The organism is Micromonospora sp. NPDC048999, from assembly GCF_040649295.1.
Taxonomy (GTDB): domain Bacteria; phylum Actinomycetota; class Actinomycetes; order Mycobacteriales; family Micromonosporaceae; genus Micromonospora.
Genome location: NZ_JBEZFI010000002.1, coordinates 67,607 through 83,458 on the forward strand (window position 1 = coordinate 67,607; position 15,852 = coordinate 83,458).

Sequence of the window (15,852 nt, forward strand, 5' to 3'; positions counted from 1 at the left end):
CGGCTCCGCCTCCTCCCGGTGTCCCGCCGCACTACCTGGGGTACCCCGTGCCAACCGGGCTCGGGGTACCTCCCCCCGGAGCGCAGCCGCCAGCGTTCGGCGGGTGGGCGCCGCCCGGGGCGTACCCGGGCAACCAGCCGCCGCCCGGGGCGTACCCGGGCAACCAGCCGGCGCCCGGCGGCGGGTGGGCGGCGCCGGGGAGCGCGCCGGTGGGCGGTGGCTGGGCCCCGTCGCCAGCGGTCGGTCACCGACCGGGCGCGGTGCCGCCGCCCCCGCGCGAGGCCCCGCGCCCGCCGAGGCGGGTCGATCCGGTGCCCGGCACCGCGTTCGGGGTGGTTCACCTCGAGGTGCCCCCGGTGACCTCGGGTCTCGCCGTCGGGTCGCTGGTGAGCGGGATCGCCTCGGTCCTGGTATCGCTGCTGGTCTTCTGCTTCGGCATCGCCGGGCCGAGGTACGGGGGTGCCTGGGCCGCCGGGGCGTTCACCGTGCTCGGCGCGCTCGCCGGCGGTGCCGCGATCGTGGCTGGGCTGCTGGCCCGCCGGCAGATCCGCCGGCCGGCGCCGCCGCCGGCGGTCCGCTTCGCCGGGCGCGGCCTGGCCGTGTCGGGCCTCAGTTGCGGGGGAGTCGGGCTGCTGCTCAGCCTGGTCGGGCTCGCGCTGGCGCTGCTGCTGCAGATCGGGTGATCTGCATCACCTTCCCGGCGCCGGGGCGACCCGGAGCGCATCGGGGTCCGGAGGCTGGGCGGAACCGGGGCCGCCGGGCCCACGGGTGGTGCAGCCGGTACACTGGTCGCCGTAGGTGCCCATCAGGGGCGGGTAGGCATGACGTGATCGGCCGGTGGTTCTCCCGGGCCGCTCCGTTTTGACCTGCGCGGCTGTGGTAGGTACTCTTTCCGCTTGTGCCCGGGCGCGCCCGGGCAATCCGCGCGTGCGCTGGAGCCGGTCAGCCGGTGATCGCGCGCTGGCGCGACCATAGCCCCAAGATCTGGCACTCGGAGCGTCGCGTGTCGGTGACAGAAGCCGGTACGACGTGCGAGCGGCGTGCCGGGACCGTGATTCGGGCGACACGCCCGACCGCGGGTGCTGGGACCTCCGCCAGGCGGTCCTGGTTGGAATGTAGGAGAGCCGTCCATCAGGTCGGCTAGAGCAGACGGCGCGGTCGCTTAGCGGCGGCCGAAGGGAGCAGGAACCCGGTGCCCACGATTCAGCAGCTGGTCCGCAAGGGCCGGCAGGCAAAGACGAGTAAGACCAAGACCCCGGCGCTGAAGGGTTCGCCCCAGCGGCGCGGCGTGTGCACCCGCGTGTACACCACCACCCCGAAGAAGCCGAACTCGGCGCTGCGCAAGGTTGCTCGTGTCAAGCTCAGCAGCCAGATCGAGGTGACCGCGTACATCCCAGGTGTCGGTCACAACCTGCAGGAGCACTCGATCGTGCTCGTCCGTGGCGGCCGGGTGAAGGACCTCCCCGGCGTGCGGTACAAGATCGTCCGCGGTTCGCTGGACACCCAGGGTGTCCGCAACCGCAAGCAGGCGCGCAGCCGCTACGGCGCGAAGAAGGAGAAGAGCTGACATGCCGCGTAAGGGACCCGCTCCGCGGAAGCCGCTGGTCGCTGACCCGGTGTACAACTCGCCGTTGGTCACCCAGCTGGTGAACAAGATCCTGCTGCGTGGCAAGCGTCAGCTCGCCGAGCGCATCGTCTACGCCGCGCTCGAAGGCTGCCGGGAGAAGTCCGGCACCGACCCGGTCGTCACCCTGAAGCGGGCGATGGACAACGTCAAGCCGACCCTCGAGGTGCGCAGCCGCCGCGTCGGTGGCGCCACCTACCAGGTTCCGGTCGAGGTCCGGCCGGCCCGCGCGACCACCCTCGGTCTGCGCTGGCTGGTCACCTACTCCCGGGCCCGGCGCGAGAAGACCATGGTCGATCGGCTGATGAACGAGCTGCTGGACGCGAGCAACGGTCTCGGTGCCGCCGTCAAGCGGCGCGAGGACACTCACAAGATGGCCGAGTCCAACAAGGCCTTCGCGCACTACCGCTGGTAACACCCTGGTTCCGGCGCTCACGAGGCGCCGGAACCGCCACCAGTTGTGTCGGGACGACGATAAGTAGGGATTGAAGTGGCCGCCGCAGACGCGCTCGCCAACGTACGCAACATCGGCATCATGGCGCACATCGATGCCGGTAAGACCACCACCACCGAGCGGATCCTGTTCTACACCGGTATCACGTACAAGATCGGCGAAACCCACGAGGGTGCCGCGGTCATGGACTGGATGGAACAGGAGCAGGAGCGCGGTATCACCATCACTTCCGCCGCCACCAAGTGCGAGTGGAAGGGCCACACGATCCAGATCATCGACACGCCCGGCCACGTCGACTTCACGGTCGAGGTCGAGCGGTCGCTGCGGGTGCTGGACGGTGCGGTCGCGGTGTACGACGGCGTCGCCGGCGTGGAGCCGCAGACGGAGAACGTCTGGCGGCAGGCGGACAAGTACAACGTCCCGCGGATGTGCTTCGTCAACAAGATGGACCGGACCGGTGCCGACTTCTTCCGCTCCGTGCAGATGATGATCGACCGACTCAACGCGACTCCGCTGGTGCTGCAGATTCCGATCGGGTCCGAGGCCGATTTCATCGGTGTGGTGGACTTGGTCCAGATGCGGGCCCTCACCTGGCGCGGCGAGACCCAGAAGGGTGAGGACTACGCGGTCGAGGAGATCCCGGCCGACCTCGCCGACTCCGCCGCCGAGTGGCGCGAGAAGCTGCTCGAGACCCTCGCCGACGTCGACGACGCGGTGATGGAGAAGTACCTCGAGGGCGAGGAGATCTCCGTCGAGGAGATCCAGGCCGCCATCCGCCGGGCCACCATCGCCGGCAAGGCCAACCCCGTCTTCACCGGCACCGCCTTCAAGAACAAGGGCATCCAGCCCATGCTCGACGCGGTCGTCGCGTACCTGCCGTCGCCGCTGGACATCCCGGCCATCGAGGGCACCGCGACCGACGGCGAGACCCCGATGCAGCGGAAGCCGTCCACCTCCGAGCCCTTCGCCGGCCTGGCCTTCAAGATCCAGACCGACAAGCACCTCGGCAAGCTCACCTACGTCCGGGTCTACTCTGGCGTGGTCGAGTCCGGGACCCAGGTGGTCAACTCCACCAAGGACCGCAAGGAGCGGATCGGCAAGATCTACCAGATGCACGCCAACAAGCGGGAGGAGCGCAGCTCCGCCAAGGCTGGCGACATCATCGCGGTCCAGGGTCTGAAGCAGACCACCACCGGTGACACCCTCTGCGACTCGGCGAACCCGGTCATCCTGGAGTCGATGACCTTCCCGGAGCCGGTCATCGAGGTCGCCATCGAGCCGAAGACCAAGGCCGACCAGGAGAAGCTCAGCACCGCCATCCAGCGGCTGGCCGAGGAGGACCCGACCTTCCGCGTCAAGCTGGACGAGGAGACCGGCCAGACGGTCATCTCCGGCATGGGCGAGCTCCACCTGGACATCCTGGTCGACCGGATGCGCCGCGAGTTCAACGTCGAGGCGAACATCGGCAAGCCGCAGGTGGCGTACCGCGAGACCATCCGCCGCAAGGTGGAGAAGATCGAGTACACCCACAAGAAGCAGACCGGTGGTTCCGGCCAGTACGCCCGCGTGATCGTGAGCATCGAGCCTCTGCCGCTGGACAACGACTCGCCGACCTACGAGTTCGCGAACGCTGTCACCGGTGGCCGTATCCCCCGGGAGTTCATCCCGTCGGTGGACGCGGGTGCCCAGGACGCCATGCAGTACGGCGTGCTCGCCGGCTTCCCGCTGGTGGGTGTCAAGCTGACGCTGCTCGACGGCCAGTACCACGAGGTCGACTCGTCGGAAATGGCCTTCAAGATCGCCGGCTCGATGGTGATGAAGGAGGCGGCCCGCAAGGCCGACCCCGCACTGCTCGAGCCGATGATGGCTGTTGAGGTCACCACTCCTGAGGAGAACATGGGTGACGTCATCGGCGACCTCAACTCCCGGCGTGGCATCATCCAGGCGATGGAGGAGCGTCACGGCGCCCGCATCGTCCGGGCCCTGGTGCCGCTGTCGGAGATGTTCGGCTACGTCGGCGACCTGCGGTCGAAGACCCAGGGCCGGGCTAGCTACAGCATGCAGTTCGACTCCTACGCCGAGGTTCCGTCCTCGGTGGCCAAGGAGATCATCGCCAAGGCGACTGGTGAGTGACGCTCACCTGAGCTGATCCGATGAGCCGGGGCCGGCCGCGGGAGGATTTTCCCGCCCGCGGCCACCTCGGTCGGGTTGTGTGAATCCGGGCCTGTCGGCTTCATCGCCGCAGAACCCACAAAGCTCTCCGGCCGCCAGGCCGGAAAGGCTGTCGACAGAGTCCTAAGCGCCGACCTGGCGCGCCGGGCGAACGAACCAAGAAAGTCCACAGGAGGACACCAGTGGCGAAGGCGAAGTTCGAGCGGACTAAGCCGCACGTCAACATCGGCACCATTGGTCACATCGACCACGGTAAGACGACGCTGACGGCGGCCATCACCAAGGTCCTGCACGACCGTTACCCGGACCTGAACCCGTACACGCCGTTCGACCAGATCGACAACGCGCCGGAAGAGAAGGCGCGTGGTATCACGATCTCGATCTCGCACGTCGAGTACCAGACCGAGAACCGGCACTACGCGCACGTCGACTGCCCCGGTCACGCCGACTACATCAAGAACATGATCACCGGTGCCGCCCAGATGGACGGCGCGATCCTGGTGGTGGCGGCGACCGACGGCCCGATGCCGCAGACCCGCGAGCACGTGCTGCTGGCCCGCCAGGTTGGCGTGCCGTACATCGTCGTGGCGCTCAACAAGAGCGACATGGTCGACGACGAGGAGCTCCTGGAGCTCGTCGAGCTCGAGGTCCGCGAGCTGCTCTCCTCGCAGGAGTACCCGGGTGACGACCTGCCGGTCGTCCGGGTCTCGGCGCTGAAGGCCCTCGAGGGTGACCCGGAGTGGACCCAGCGTCTGCTCGACCTGATGAGCGCCGTGGACACCGCGATCCCGCAGCCGGAGCGCGAGACCGAGAAGCCGTTCCTCATGCCGATCGAGGACGTCTTCACCATCACCGGTCGTGGCACCGTGGTCACCGGTCGCGCCGAGCGTGGCATCCTCAAGCCGAACGAGGAGGTGGAGATCGTCGGCATCCGCGAGAAGTCGATGAAGACCACCTGCACCGGCATCGAGATGTTCCGCAAGCTGCTCGACGAGGCCCGCGCGGGTGAGAACGTCGGTCTGCTGCTGCGTGGCATCAAGCGCGAGGACGTCGAGCGCGGCATGGTGGTCGTCAAGCCGGGCACCAGCACCCCGCACACGGAGTTCGAGGCGACCGTCTACATCCTCTCCAAGGAGGAGGGCGGCCGGCACACCCCGTTCTTCCAGAACTACCGTCCGCAGTTCTACTTCCGGACCACGGACGTCACCGGCGTCGTCACGCTGCCCGAGGGCACCGAGATGGTCATGCCGGGCGACAACACCACGATGTCCGTGAAGCTGATCCAGCCCATCGCGATGGAGGACAACCTCAAGTTCGCGATCCGGGAGGGTGGCCGTACGGTCGGCGCGGGTCGCGTCACCAAGATCATCAAGTGAGCTGGGTAACCCCGATTAGCGTCGCCGCCGGTCGTGCGGCATACTAGTCAGGTTGCGTAACGACGGTCAGTCGCCTGCGTCCGGTGCATGCTGGACCTCCGGGTGACCGACAGTCTCGCGTAGGGTGGTTGATTTGCCCATGGCGATCAACCACCCTCGCGCGGCGTTCAGGTCGCGGAAACGCGATCGGCGCCATGACCCACCGCGTGGTCGGAAAACCGCTTCGGAGTCCCGGGGCGGAGCCCGGCCCACGGGCGCGACACGCCCGACCGCGGGGGTCGGCGGAAGTGGGCCTGTGCCAGCCGGTGCAGGCGCCCGCAACACAGCGGCATCGAGAGAAGGAACAGAAGCCACCATGGCGGGACAGAAGATCCGCATCCGGCTCAAGGCCTATGACCACGAGGTCGTCGACTCCTCGGCTCGGAAGATCGTCGAGACGGTGACGCGTACCGGGGCGCAGGTCGCTGGCCCGGTGCCGCTGCCCACGGAGATCAACCGTTTCTGCGTTATCCGCTCGCCGCACAAGTACAAGGACTCGCGCGAGCACTTCGAGATGCGCACGCACAAGCGTCTGATCGACATCATCGACCCGACCCCGAAGACGGTCGACTCGCTCATGCGCCTCGACCTGCCGGCTGGCGTCGACATCGAGATCAAGCTGTAGGGACCGGACAAATGGACAGGCAAGTCAAGGGGATCCTGGGCGCAAAGCTCGGCATGACCCAGGTCTGGGACAACAACAAGGTTGTCCCGGTGACCGTGGTTCAGGCCGGCCCGTGCGTCGTGAGCCAGGTTCGTAGCGCCGAGAAGGACGGTTACTCCGCGGTCCAGCTGGCGTATGGGGCCATCAACCCGCGCAAGGTCAAGAAGCCGGTCGCCGGGCACTACGCCAAGGCGGACGTCGCGCCGCGCCGGCACATCGTCGAGCTGCGCACCGCTGACGCCGCGGACTACTCGCTGGGCCAGGAGGTCACGGTCGAGGAGTTCCCGGCCGGCGTCACCATCGACGTCACCGGTAAGACCAAGGGCAAGGGCTTCGCCGGTGCCATGAAGCGGCACGGCTTCCATGGTCTGCGCGCCAGCCACGGTGTCGAGCGTAAGCACCGCTCGCCGGGCTCCATCGGCGGCTGCGCGACCCCGGGCCGCGTCTTCAAGGGCACCCGGATGGCCGGTCGGATGGGTGGCGTGCGCTACACCGTCCAGAACCTGACCGTCCAGGCGGTCGACACCGAGAACAACCTCCTGCTCGTCCGTGGCGCCATTCCCGGCCCCAAGGGCGCGCTGGTCCTGGTCCGCACCGCGGCCAAGACCAAGGCGAAGAAGGGCGGCGTGGCCAAGTGACCACCGTTGACGTCCTCAGCGTTGAAGGCGCCAAGAGCGGCTCGGTCGAGCTGCCGGCCGACATCTTCGACGCCCAGGCCAACATCGCGCTGATGCACCAGGTCGTGGTGGCTCAGCTCGCGGCGGCCCGGCAGGGCACGCACAAGACCAAGACCCGCGGCGAGGTCTCCGGTGGAGGCAAGAAGCCGTACAAGCAGAAGGGCACCGGTCGTGCCCGCCAGGGCTCGACCCGCGCGCCGCAGTTCGCCGGCGGTGGCGTGGTCCACGGCCCGGTTCCGCGCGACTACAGCCAGCGCACCCCGAAGAAGATGAAGGCCGCTGCCCTGCGTGGCGCCCTCTCCGACCGGGCTCGCGCCAGCCAGGTGCACGTCGTCGAGGGGTTCGTCTCCGGCGACAAGCCGTCGACCAAGGCCGCCCTGGCCACGCTGGCGAAGCTGACCGAGGCCCGTCGCGTCCTGGTCGTGCTGAGCAGCACCGACGAGCTGAACTGGGTGTCGCTGCGCAACGAGCCGCGGGTGCACCTGATCGAGGCCGGCCAGCTCAACACGTACGACGTGCTGGTGGCCGACGACGTGGTCTTCACCAAGGAGGCCCTGGACGAGTTCCTGGGCGTTCCCGCCGAGACCACCGAGGAGGGTGGCAAGTGAGCACGATCGCCGATCCGCGCGACATCATCGTCGCGCCGGTCGTCTCGGAGAAGAGCTACAGCGAGCTGAACCGCAACTGGTACACCTTCCTGGTGGACCCGGACGCGAACAAGACCGAGATCAAGATCGCTATCCAGCAGATCTTCAACGTCCGCGTCCTGACGGTCAACACGCTCAACCGCGAGGGCAAGCGCAAGCGGACCAAGACTGGGTTCGGCAAGCGCAAGGACACCAAGCGGGCGATGGTGAAGCTGGCTGACGGTGACCGTATCGAGGCCTTCGGCGGCCCGGTCAGCTGAGGGGTGTAGACAATGGCTATCCGTAAGTACAAGCCGACGACGCCGGGCCGGCGTGGCTCGAGCGTCGCCGACTTCGCCGAGATCACCCGGTCGACGCCCGAGAAGTCGCTGCTGGCTCCGCTGCCGAAGAAGGGCGGTCGCAACGCCCACGGCCGGATCACCGCGCGGCACCACGGTGGCGGCCACAAGCGCCAGTACCGTCTGATCGACTTCAAGCGGGTCGACAAGGACGGCGTGCCGGCGAAGGTCGCCCACATCGAGTACGACCCGAACCGCACCGCGCGCATCGCGCTGCTGCACTACGCCGACGGCGAGAAGCGTTACATCCTCGCGCCGAAGGACCTGAAGCAGGGCGACGCTGTGGAGTCCGGCCCGGGCGCCGACATCAAGCCGGGCAACAACCTGCCGCTGCGCAACATCCCGGTCGGTACCACGATCCACAACGTGGAGCTGCGTCCGGGCGGCGGTGCCAAGCTGGCCCGTTCGGCCGGCGTCGGCATCCAGCTGCTCGGCCGTGAGGGCGCGTACGCGACCCTCCGCATGCCGTCCGGCGAGATCCGGCGGGTCGACGTGCGCTGCCGCGCCAGCATCGGCGAGATCGGCAACGCCGATCAGTCGAACATCAACTGGGGTAAGGCCGGCCGGATGCGGTGGAAGGGCAAGCGCCCGACCGTCCGTGGTGTCGCGATGAACCCGGTCGACCACCCGCACGGTGGTGGTGAGGGTAAGACCTCCGGCGGTCGCCACCCGGTCAACCCGCAGGGTAAGCCCGAGGGCCGCACCCGTCGTAAGGGCCAGCCGAGCGACCGGCTGATCGTCCGCCGCCGCTACGCCACCCGCAAGCGCGGCTAACAGGAGAGCTGACAGATGCCTCGCAGCCTGAAGAAGGGCCCGTTCGTCGACGACCACCTGATCAAGAAGGTGGAGACGCAGAACGACAAGGGCACCAAGAACGTCATCAAGACCTGGTCGCGGCGCTCGACGATCATTCCCGAGATGCTCGGGCACACGATCGCCGTGCACGACGGACGCAAGCACGTCCCGGTGTTCGTGACCGAGGCCATGGTCGGGCACAAGCTCGGCGAGTTCGCGCTGACCCGCACGTTCAAGGGTCACGAGAAGGACGACCGGAAGAGCCGCCGGCGCTGACGCCGCGGGCATACGGATAGAGGAACAAGGGGTTACAGCGATGCCAGGAAAGGGCGACGCTCCGGTGCTTCCGGGCGCGCGGGCGGTTGCGCGGCACGTGCGCATCTCGCCGATGAAGGCGCGCCGGGTGGTCAACCTCGTCCGCGGCCTGCCCGCGAAGGAGGCGCTCACGGTGCTGCAGTTCGCGCCGCAGGCTGCGAGCGAGCAGGTGTACAAGGTGCTCGCGAGCGCGATCGCCAACGCGGAGAACAACGAGCGGCTGGACCCCGATGCGCTGCTCGTCAGCGAGGCGTTCGTCGACGAGGGCCCGACGATGAAGCGGTTCCAGCCGCGGGCGCAGGGCCGGGCGTACCGGATCCGCAAGCGCACCTGCCACATCACCATGGTGGTCGAGGCGGTGGCGCCGGCCGCGCCGAAGAAGTCGGCGAAGAAGGCCGCTCCGGCCAAGCAGGCCGAGGCCGCTGAGGGGCAGAGCACGACGGAGGGTGCCGAGTAATGGGTCAGAAGGTTCACCCCACTGGGTTCCGGCTCGGCATCTCGACCGACTGGAAGTCCCGCTGGTTCGCGGACAAGCTCTACAAGGACTACATCGGCGAGGACGTCAAGATCCGCCGGATGATGTCCAAGGGCCTGGAGCGCGCCGGCATTTCCAAGGTCGACATCGAGCGCACCCGGGACCGGGTCCGCGTCGACATCCACACCGCCCGGCCGGGCATCGTCATCGGCCGTAAGGGTGCGGAGGCCGACCGGATCCGGGGCGAGCTGGAGAAGCTCACCGGCAAGCAGGTTCAGCTGAACATCATCGAGGTGAAGAACCCCGAGTCGGACGCGCAGCTGGTCGCCCAGGGCGTCGCCGAGCAGCTGTCCAGCCGGGTCAGCTTCCGTCGGGCCATGCGCAAGGCGATGCAGTCCGCGATGAAGAACCCGGTCTGCAAGGGCATCCGGGTGCAGGTCTCGGGCCGTCTCGGCGGCGCCGAGATGAGCCGGACCGAGTTCTACCGCGAGGGCCGGGTTCCGCTGCACACGCTGCGGGCCAACATCGAGTACGGCTTCTTCGAGGCCCGTACCACCTTCGGCCGGATCGGCGTGAAGGTCTGGATCTACAAGGGCGACGCCGTCCCGGGCCGGGAGGCCCCGGCCGAGGCCGGTCCGTCCCGCCCGCGCCGTGACCGCGGTGACCGCCCTGAGCGGCCGCGCCGTGGCCGGTCGGGTTCGTCTGGCACGACCGCCGGTGGCACCGAGGCCGGCCGGGCTGCGACCACCGTCGCGCAGCAGGCCGAGACGCCGAGCGGCGAGCCGGTGGACGCCGGCGCTGTCGCCGCGACCGCGTCCGCTCCGGCCGCCACTCAGCCGGCAGAAACGCAGCAGGAGGGCTGACAGATGCTGATGCCGCGCAAGCCCCCGAAGGGCTTCCGCAAGCCGCACCACCCGGACCGCCACGGCGCGTCCAAGGGCGGCAACCGGGTGGTGTTCGGCGAGTTCGGGATCCAGGCTCTCGAGCCGGCGTACGTGACCAACCGTCAGATCGAGTCGGCGCGTATCGCGATGACCCGCCACATCAAGCGTGGTGGCAAGGTCTGGATCACGATCTTCCCGGACCAGGCCCTCACCAAGAAGCCGGCGGAAACCCGGATGGGTTCCGGTAAGGGTTCGCCCGAGTGGTGGGTCGCGAACGTCAAGCCGGGGCGGGTTCTCTTCGAGATGTCGTTCCCGAACGAGCAGATCGCGCGAGAGGCGATGCGTCGCGCGATCCACAAGCTCCCGATGAAGTGCCGCATTGTTACGCGCGAAGTGGGTGAATCCTGATGGCAGCGGGCGTCAAGGCCTCCGAGCTGCGTGAGCTCTCCGAGGAGGAGCTGGTCACGAAGCTGCGCGAGGCGAAGGCGGAGCTGTTCAACCTCCGCGTGCAGGCCGCAACCGGGCAGCTGGACAACAACCGGCGGCTGCAGGTCATCCGTCGGGAGATCGCCCGGATCTACACGATCATGCGTGAGCGTGAGCTGGGTCTCTCGGCCGCGCCGACTGAGGTGACTGCATCATGAGTGAGAACACCACCACCGCCACCGCGCGGGCCCGCCGCAAGGTGCGTGAGGGCCTCGTGGTCAGCGACAAGATGGACAAGACCGTCGTGGTCGAGGTCGAGGACCGGGTCAAGCACGCGCTGTACGGCAAGATCATGCGCCGGACCAGCAAGCTGAAGGTGCACGACGAGCAGAACTCGGCCGGCATCGGCGACCGGGTCCTGATCATGGAGACCCGGCCGCTGTCCGCCACCAAGCGGTGGCGGCTCGTGGAGATCCTCGAGAAGGCCAAGTAGCGAAGGCTCGAGCTCGGCCGGTATCGGTCGGGCGCAGGTTCCGCCAGGCTCCGGCCGCCCCGTGAAGGCGGCCGGAGAACCGGCAGACATAGGAGATAGACGTGATTCAGCAGGAGTCGCGACTGCGCGTCGCCGACAACACGGGTGCCCGGGAGATCCTGTGCATCCGGGTTCTCGGCGGCTCCGGTCGGCGCTACGCGAGCATCGGCGACGTCATCGTGGCCACGGTCAAGGACGCGATCCCCGGTGCCGGCGTGAAGAAGGGCGACGTCGTCAAGGCCGTCGTCGTTCGCACCGCCAAGGAGAGGCGGCGGCCGGACGGCTCGTACATCCGCTTCGACGAGAACGCCGCCGTCATCATCAAGGACGGTGGGGACCCGCGTGGTACCCGTATCTTCGGCCCGGTTGGTCGGGAGCTGCGGGACAAGCGGTTCATGAAGATCATCTCTCTCGCGCCGGAGGTGTTGTGACCGTGAAGGTCAAGAAGGGCGACACGGTCGTCGTCATCGCCGGCAAGGACAAGGGTGCCAAGGGCAAGGTCATCGCGGCCTACCCGCGGCAGGACAAGGTCCTGGTCGAGGGCGTGAACCGGGTCAAGAAGCACACCCGCATCAGCACCACCCAGCGTGGCGCCAAGACCGGTGGCATCGTCACCCAGGAGGCCCCGATCCACGTCTCGAACGTGATGGTCATGGACTCCGACGGCAAGCCGACCCGCGTCGGTTACCGGATCGACGACAACGGCCAGAAGGTCCGCATCGCGCGTAGCACCGGTAAGGACCTGTGATGACCACGGCTACCGAAACGAAGACCATGCCGCGCCTCAAGGAGCGGTACCGCAGCGAGATCGCGGCCGAACTGCAGAAGCAGTACAGCTACGGCAACCCGATGCAGGTGCCGCGGCTGGTCAAGATCGTCGTCAACATGGGTGTCGGCGAGGCCGCCCGGGACGCCAAGCTGATCGACGGCGCGGTCCGCGACCTGGCCACGATCACCGGCCAGAAGCCGCAGGTGCGGCGGGCGACCAAGTCCATCGCGCAGTTCAAGCTCCGCGAGGGCATGCCGATCGGCGCGAAGGTCACCCTGCGGGGCGACCGGATGTGGGAGTTCCTGGACCGGCTGCTGTCGATCGCGCTGCCGCGTATCCGCGACTTCCGTGGCCTGGATGGGCGCAAGCTCGACGGGCACGGCAACTACACGTTCGGTCTGACCGAGCAGTCGGTGTTCCACGAGATCGACCAGGACAGGATCGATCGCCAGCGGGGCATGGACATCACGGTGGTCACGACCGCCACGACCGACGACGAGGGCCGGGCGCTGCTCAAGCTCCTGGGCTTCCCGTTCAAGGAGAACTGAGATGGCCAAGAAGGCGCTGATCCTCAAGGCGGCCGCGAAGCCGAAGTTCTCGGTTCGCGCGTACACCCGCTGCCAGCGGTGCGGGCGTCCGAAGGCGGTCTACCGCAAGTTCGGTCTCTGCCGGGTGTGTATCCGGGAGATGGCCCACCGCGGTGAGCTGCCCGGCGTGTCCAAGGCTTCCTGGTAATTAGCCCGGCGCGCTTCGCGCGTCAGCTGAACTGTCTCTTCGCCGCAGGCCCCGGGCCTGGCCCGGGGAACCGCGGCGAGAAAGGTTGACGAATTTCATGACGATGACCGACCCGATCGCAGACATGCTCACGCGTCTGCGTAACGCCAACCAGGCGTACCACGACCGGGTGACGATGCCCTACTCGAAGATCAAGGCGAACATCGCCGAGGTCCTCAAGGCCGAGGGTTACATCGCCACCTGGTCGGTCGAGGAGCCCGAGGAGGGCGCCGTCGGCAAGCGACTGGTCGTCGAGCTGAAGTACGGCCAGAACCGGGAGCGGAGCCTGGCCGGCATCAAGCGTGTGTCCAAGCCCGGTCTGCGGGTTTACGCCAAGTCGGACGGGCTCCCGCGGGTGCTCGGCGGGCTGGGCGTGGCGATCATTTCGACGTCCCAGGGGCTGCTCACCGACCGGCAGGCCCGCAAGCGGAGCGTTGGCGGGGAAGTCCTCGCCTTCGTCTGGTAACGGGAGACAGGTAGAAATGTCGCGTATTGGACGTAAGTCGATCCCGGTGCCTGCCGGCGTCGACATCACGATCGACGGCCAGACCGTCAAGGTCAAGGGCCCGAAGGGCGAGCTGAGCCACGTGCTGGCCGAGCCGATCACGGCGGAGCGGGGCGAGGACGGTGCGCTGCACGTCAACCGGCCGAACGACGAGCGCAAGGCCAAGGAACTGCACGGCCTGAGCCGTACGCTGGTTGCCAACATGATCGTCGGGGTGACCGAGGGCTACCGCAAGAGCCTGGAGATCGCCGGTACCGGTTACCGCGTGACCGCCAAGGGCAAGGACCTGGAGTTCGCGCTCGGGTTCTCGCACCCGGTCCTCGTGCCGGCACCGGACGGCATCACCTTCACGGTGGAGAAGCCGACGCTGTTCCACGTGGCCGGCATCGACAAGCAGCAGGTCGGCGAGATCGCCGCCAACATCCGGAAGATCCGCCCGCCGGAGCCCTACAAGGGCAAGGGCGTCAAGTACCAGGGCGAGGTCATCCGCCGCAAGGCTGGAAAGGCAGGTAAGAAGTGAGCGCCACGCTGCTCAAGCGCCGCCGCGGCGTCGCCGCCAAGCGTGCCGTCGGGCGTGCGCGTCGGCACTTCCGGGTCCGCAAGAACATCAGCGGCACCCCCGAGCGCCCCCGCCTGGTGGTCACCCGTTCGCTGCGGCACGTCGTCGCCCAGATCGTGGACGACACCAAGGGGCACACCCTGGCGTCGGCCTCGACCATGGACGCCTCGCTCCGCGGCGCCGAGGGTGACAAGAGCGCCCTGGCCGGCAAGGTCGGCGCCCTGCTCGCCGAGCGCGCCAAGGCCGCCGGCGTCTCGAAGGTCGTCTTCGACCGTGGTGGCAACCGGTACGCGGGGCGGGTCGCCGCGCTTGCCGACGCCGCCCGCGAAGCCGGGCTCGAGTTCTAGAAACCCCGTCACGAGAGAGAAGGAAGGCTGCTGATGCCAGGTCAACAGCGCCGTGGCGGCGGGTCCGGTGGCAACGAGGGTGGTCGCCGCGACAACCGCCGTGAGGGCGGCCGCGGAAACGCGCCCGTCGAGAAGACCCCGCACCTCGAGCGGGTCGTCGCGATCAACCGCGTCGCCAAGGTCGTGAAGGGTGGTCGTCGCTTCAGCTTCACCGCCCTGGTGATCGTGGGCGACGGCGACGGCACCGTCGGTGTGGGCTACGGAAAGGCCAAGGAGGTGCCCGCGGCGATCGCCAAGGGTGTCGAGGAGGCCAAGAAGCACTTCTTCAAGGTGCCGCGGATCGGCGCCTCGATCCCGCACCCGGTGCAGGGCGAGGACGCGGCCGGTGTGGTGCTGCTCAAGCCGGCCTCGGCCGGTACGGGTGTCATCGCCGGCGGTCCGGTGCGTGCCGTCCTGGAGTGCGCGGGCATCCACGACGTGCTCTCCAAGAGCCTCGGCTCGTCCAACCCGATCAACATCGTGCACGCCACGGTGGCGGCCCTGAAGGCGCTGGAGTCGCCGGAGGCGGTCGCGGCCCGTCGTGGTCTGCCGGTCGAGGACGTCGCGCCGGCCGCCATGCTGGCGTCGCGGGCGGGGGTGGCTTCCTGATGGCGCGCCTGAAGGTCACCCAGCTCCGGTCCGACATCGGGGCCAAGAAGAACCAGCGTGACTCGCTGCGTTCGCTCGGTCTCAAGCGGATCAACGACGTGGTGGTCAAGGAGGACCGGCCGGAGATTCGCGGCATGATCTTCGCGGTCAACCACCTCGTGAAGGTCGAGGAGGTCGAGTAATGACGATCAAGGTCCACCACCTGCGTCCGGCGCCCGGTGCCAAGACCGACAAGACCCGCGTGGGTCGCGGTGAGGGCTCCAAGGGCAAGACCGCCGGTCGCGGTACCAAGGGTTCCAAGGCCCGGAAGAACATCTCGGCGGCGTTCGAGGGTGGGCAGATGCCCATCCACATGCGCCTGCCGAAGATGAAGGGCTTCAAGAACAAGTTCAAGGTCGTCTTCCAGGTGGTCAACCTGGACCGGCTCGCCGAGCTCTTCCCGAACGGCGGCCAGGTCGGCCCGATCGAGCTGGTCGAGGCCGGCGCGGTCCGCAAGGGCCAGCCGGTCAAGGTGCTCGGCACGGGCGACCTCGGCGGGGTGTCTCTCCAGGTCTCGGCGCACGCGTTCAGCGCCTCGGCCAAGGAGAAGATCGCCGCCGCCGGTGGCTCCGTCACCGAGCTGTAGGGCACGATCCGAGGCGCCCGCCCAGTTGTCCGTGACTGGGCGGGCGCCTCGGTCTCCCCGGCGAATGTGGGCCGGGTAACATCGGATTCGTTTTTATGTAGCCGGGCGCATCTGCCCCGGTAGGGATCGGGCTGTTAGAGTCCCTTCCCAGCCATGGATATCGGGCACTCGCCCGGCACCCAAACCGCCCCGCCCGGATCGTCCCGG

The 15,852-nt window shown here is 68.3% G+C and carries 26 protein-coding genes; all 26 read left to right on the top strand.

Annotated features, from left to right (window positions below):
• The first annotated feature begins 311 nt into the window (after positions 1-311).
• The 26 genes from AB0C02_RS04670 (at position 312) to rplO (ending at position 15,645) form a co-directional block, all read left to right on the top strand.
• Complete coding sequence (locus AB0C02_RS04670; protein ID WP_357541792.1) at positions 312-683, top strand: hypothetical protein; 372 nt, start codon at positions 312-314, stop codon at positions 681-683.
• Between the two features lie 509 nt (positions 684-1,192).
• The gene (gene rpsL, locus AB0C02_RS04675; protein WP_014440718.1) at positions 1,193-1,567 is read left to right on the top strand and encodes a 30S ribosomal protein S12; all 375 of its coding nucleotides are present in this window, start codon (positions 1,193-1,195) and stop codon (positions 1,565-1,567) included.
• A gap of 1 nt (position 1,568) precedes the next feature.
• Positions 1,569-2,039, top strand: coding sequence for a 30S ribosomal protein S7 (rpsG, locus tag AB0C02_RS04680; RefSeq protein WP_357541173.1), 471 nt, complete (start codon positions 1,569-1,571; stop codon positions 2,037-2,039).
• A 75-nt stretch (positions 2,040-2,114) separates the two neighbouring features.
• Entirely contained in the window at positions 2,115-4,211 is a 2,097-nt protein-coding gene (gene fusA / locus AB0C02_RS04685; RefSeq protein ID WP_357541175.1) for an elongation factor G, read from the top strand.
• A 221-nt stretch (positions 4,212-4,432) separates the two neighbouring features.
• Entirely contained in the window at positions 4,433-5,626 is a 1,194-nt protein-coding gene (tuf, locus tag AB0C02_RS04690) for an elongation factor Tu (protein ID WP_357541177.1), read from the top strand.
• Positions 5,627-5,981: 355 nt separating this feature from the next.
• On the top strand, positions 5,982-6,290 hold the full coding sequence (rpsJ, locus tag AB0C02_RS04695; RefSeq protein ID WP_007073037.1) for a 30S ribosomal protein S10: 309 nt from the start codon (positions 5,982-5,984) through the stop codon (positions 6,288-6,290).
• 11 nt (positions 6,291-6,301) lie between these two features.
• Positions 6,302-6,967: a 50S ribosomal protein L3 gene (gene rplC, locus AB0C02_RS04700; RefSeq protein WP_357541179.1), complete on the top strand. Its 666-nt coding sequence runs from the start codon at positions 6,302-6,304 to the stop codon at positions 6,965-6,967.
• A complete protein-coding gene (rplD, locus tag AB0C02_RS04705; protein WP_357541181.1) occupies positions 6,964-7,614 on the top strand; it encodes a 50S ribosomal protein L4 in 651 nt (216 codons plus the stop codon). Before rplC ends, rplD begins: the two co-directional genes overlap by 4 nt.
• Entirely contained in the window at positions 7,611-7,913 is a 303-nt protein-coding gene (gene rplW / locus AB0C02_RS04710) for a 50S ribosomal protein L23 (RefSeq protein WP_357541183.1), read from the top strand. Before rplD ends, rplW begins: the two co-directional genes overlap by 4 nt.
• A 12-nt stretch (positions 7,914-7,925) precedes the next feature.
• Positions 7,926-8,765 carry a 50S ribosomal protein L2 gene (rplB, locus tag AB0C02_RS04715; protein WP_357541185.1) on the top strand — a complete coding sequence of 280 codons (840 nt, stop codon included), beginning with the start codon at positions 7,926-7,928 and terminating at the stop codon, positions 8,763-8,765.
• Positions 8,766-8,780: 15 nt separating this feature from the next.
• Positions 8,781-9,062, top strand: a complete 282-nt coding sequence (gene rpsS, locus AB0C02_RS04720; RefSeq protein ID WP_091125151.1) for a 30S ribosomal protein S19 — start codon at positions 8,781-8,783, stop codon at positions 9,060-9,062.
• 40 nt (positions 9,063-9,102) lie between these two features.
• Positions 9,103-9,558, top strand: a complete 456-nt coding sequence (gene rplV, locus AB0C02_RS04725) for a 50S ribosomal protein L22 (RefSeq protein WP_357541187.1) — start codon at positions 9,103-9,105, stop codon at positions 9,556-9,558.
• Positions 9,558-10,439, top strand: a complete 882-nt coding sequence (gene rpsC / locus AB0C02_RS04730; RefSeq protein WP_357541189.1) for a 30S ribosomal protein S3 — start codon at positions 9,558-9,560, stop codon at positions 10,437-10,439. The genes rplV and rpsC overlap by 1 nt, the downstream gene beginning before the upstream one ends.
• 3 nt (positions 10,440-10,442) lie before the next feature.
• Positions 10,443-10,868, top strand: a complete 426-nt coding sequence (gene rplP, locus AB0C02_RS04735; protein WP_073834927.1) for a 50S ribosomal protein L16 — start codon at positions 10,443-10,445, stop codon at positions 10,866-10,868.
• Positions 10,868-11,104 carry a 50S ribosomal protein L29 gene (gene rpmC, locus AB0C02_RS04740; protein WP_007073028.1) on the top strand — a complete coding sequence of 79 codons (237 nt, stop codon included), beginning with the start codon at positions 10,868-10,870 and terminating at the stop codon, positions 11,102-11,104. Before rplP ends, rpmC begins: the two co-directional genes overlap by 1 nt.
• Positions 11,101-11,379 carry a 30S ribosomal protein S17 gene (gene rpsQ, locus AB0C02_RS04745; RefSeq protein WP_145773676.1) on the top strand — a complete coding sequence of 93 codons (279 nt, stop codon included), beginning with the start codon at positions 11,101-11,103 and terminating at the stop codon, positions 11,377-11,379. Before rpmC ends, rpsQ begins: the two co-directional genes overlap by 4 nt.
• Positions 11,380-11,480: 101 nt before the next feature.
• On the top strand, positions 11,481-11,849 hold the full coding sequence (gene rplN / locus AB0C02_RS04750; RefSeq protein ID WP_007465279.1) for a 50S ribosomal protein L14: 369 nt from the start codon (positions 11,481-11,483) through the stop codon (positions 11,847-11,849).
• On the top strand, positions 11,846-12,166 hold the full coding sequence (gene rplX, locus AB0C02_RS04755) for a 50S ribosomal protein L24 (protein WP_181570334.1): 321 nt from the start codon (positions 11,846-11,848) through the stop codon (positions 12,164-12,166). Before rplN ends, rplX begins: the two co-directional genes overlap by 4 nt.
• Positions 12,166-12,735 carry a 50S ribosomal protein L5 gene (gene rplE / locus AB0C02_RS04760; protein ID WP_357541192.1) on the top strand — a complete coding sequence of 190 codons (570 nt, stop codon included), beginning with the start codon at positions 12,166-12,168 and terminating at the stop codon, positions 12,733-12,735. The genes rplX and rplE overlap by 1 nt, the downstream gene beginning before the upstream one ends.
• Position 12,736: 1 nt before the next feature.
• The gene (locus AB0C02_RS04765) at positions 12,737-12,922 is read left to right on the top strand and encodes a type Z 30S ribosomal protein S14 (RefSeq protein WP_007073023.1); all 186 of its coding nucleotides are present in this window, start codon (positions 12,737-12,739) and stop codon (positions 12,920-12,922) included.
• Between the two features lie 97 nt (positions 12,923-13,019).
• Positions 13,020-13,427 (top strand): 30S ribosomal protein S8, encoded by a 408-nt coding sequence (gene rpsH / locus AB0C02_RS04770; RefSeq protein ID WP_013288624.1) that lies wholly within the window; start codon positions 13,020-13,022, stop codon positions 13,425-13,427.
• 16 nt (positions 13,428-13,443) lie between these two features.
• Positions 13,444-13,986: a 50S ribosomal protein L6 gene (gene rplF, locus AB0C02_RS04775; RefSeq protein ID WP_357541194.1), complete on the top strand. Its 543-nt coding sequence runs from the start codon at positions 13,444-13,446 to the stop codon at positions 13,984-13,986.
• On the top strand, positions 13,983-14,372 hold the full coding sequence (rplR, locus tag AB0C02_RS04780) for a 50S ribosomal protein L18 (RefSeq protein WP_357541196.1): 390 nt from the start codon (positions 13,983-13,985) through the stop codon (positions 14,370-14,372). The genes rplF and rplR overlap by 4 nt, the downstream gene beginning before the upstream one ends.
• A 33-nt stretch (positions 14,373-14,405) precedes the next feature.
• Positions 14,406-15,020: a 30S ribosomal protein S5 gene (gene rpsE / locus AB0C02_RS04785; protein ID WP_073834922.1), complete on the top strand. Its 615-nt coding sequence runs from the start codon at positions 14,406-14,408 to the stop codon at positions 15,018-15,020.
• The gene (rpmD, locus tag AB0C02_RS04790; RefSeq protein ID WP_357541198.1) at positions 15,020-15,202 is read left to right on the top strand and encodes a 50S ribosomal protein L30; all 183 of its coding nucleotides are present in this window, start codon (positions 15,020-15,022) and stop codon (positions 15,200-15,202) included. Before rpsE ends, rpmD begins: the two co-directional genes overlap by 1 nt.
• Positions 15,202-15,645, top strand: a complete 444-nt coding sequence (gene rplO, locus AB0C02_RS04795) for a 50S ribosomal protein L15 (RefSeq protein WP_357541200.1) — start codon at positions 15,202-15,204, stop codon at positions 15,643-15,645. The genes rpmD and rplO overlap by 1 nt, the downstream gene beginning before the upstream one ends.
• Positions 15,646-15,852 lie beyond the last annotated feature (207 nt).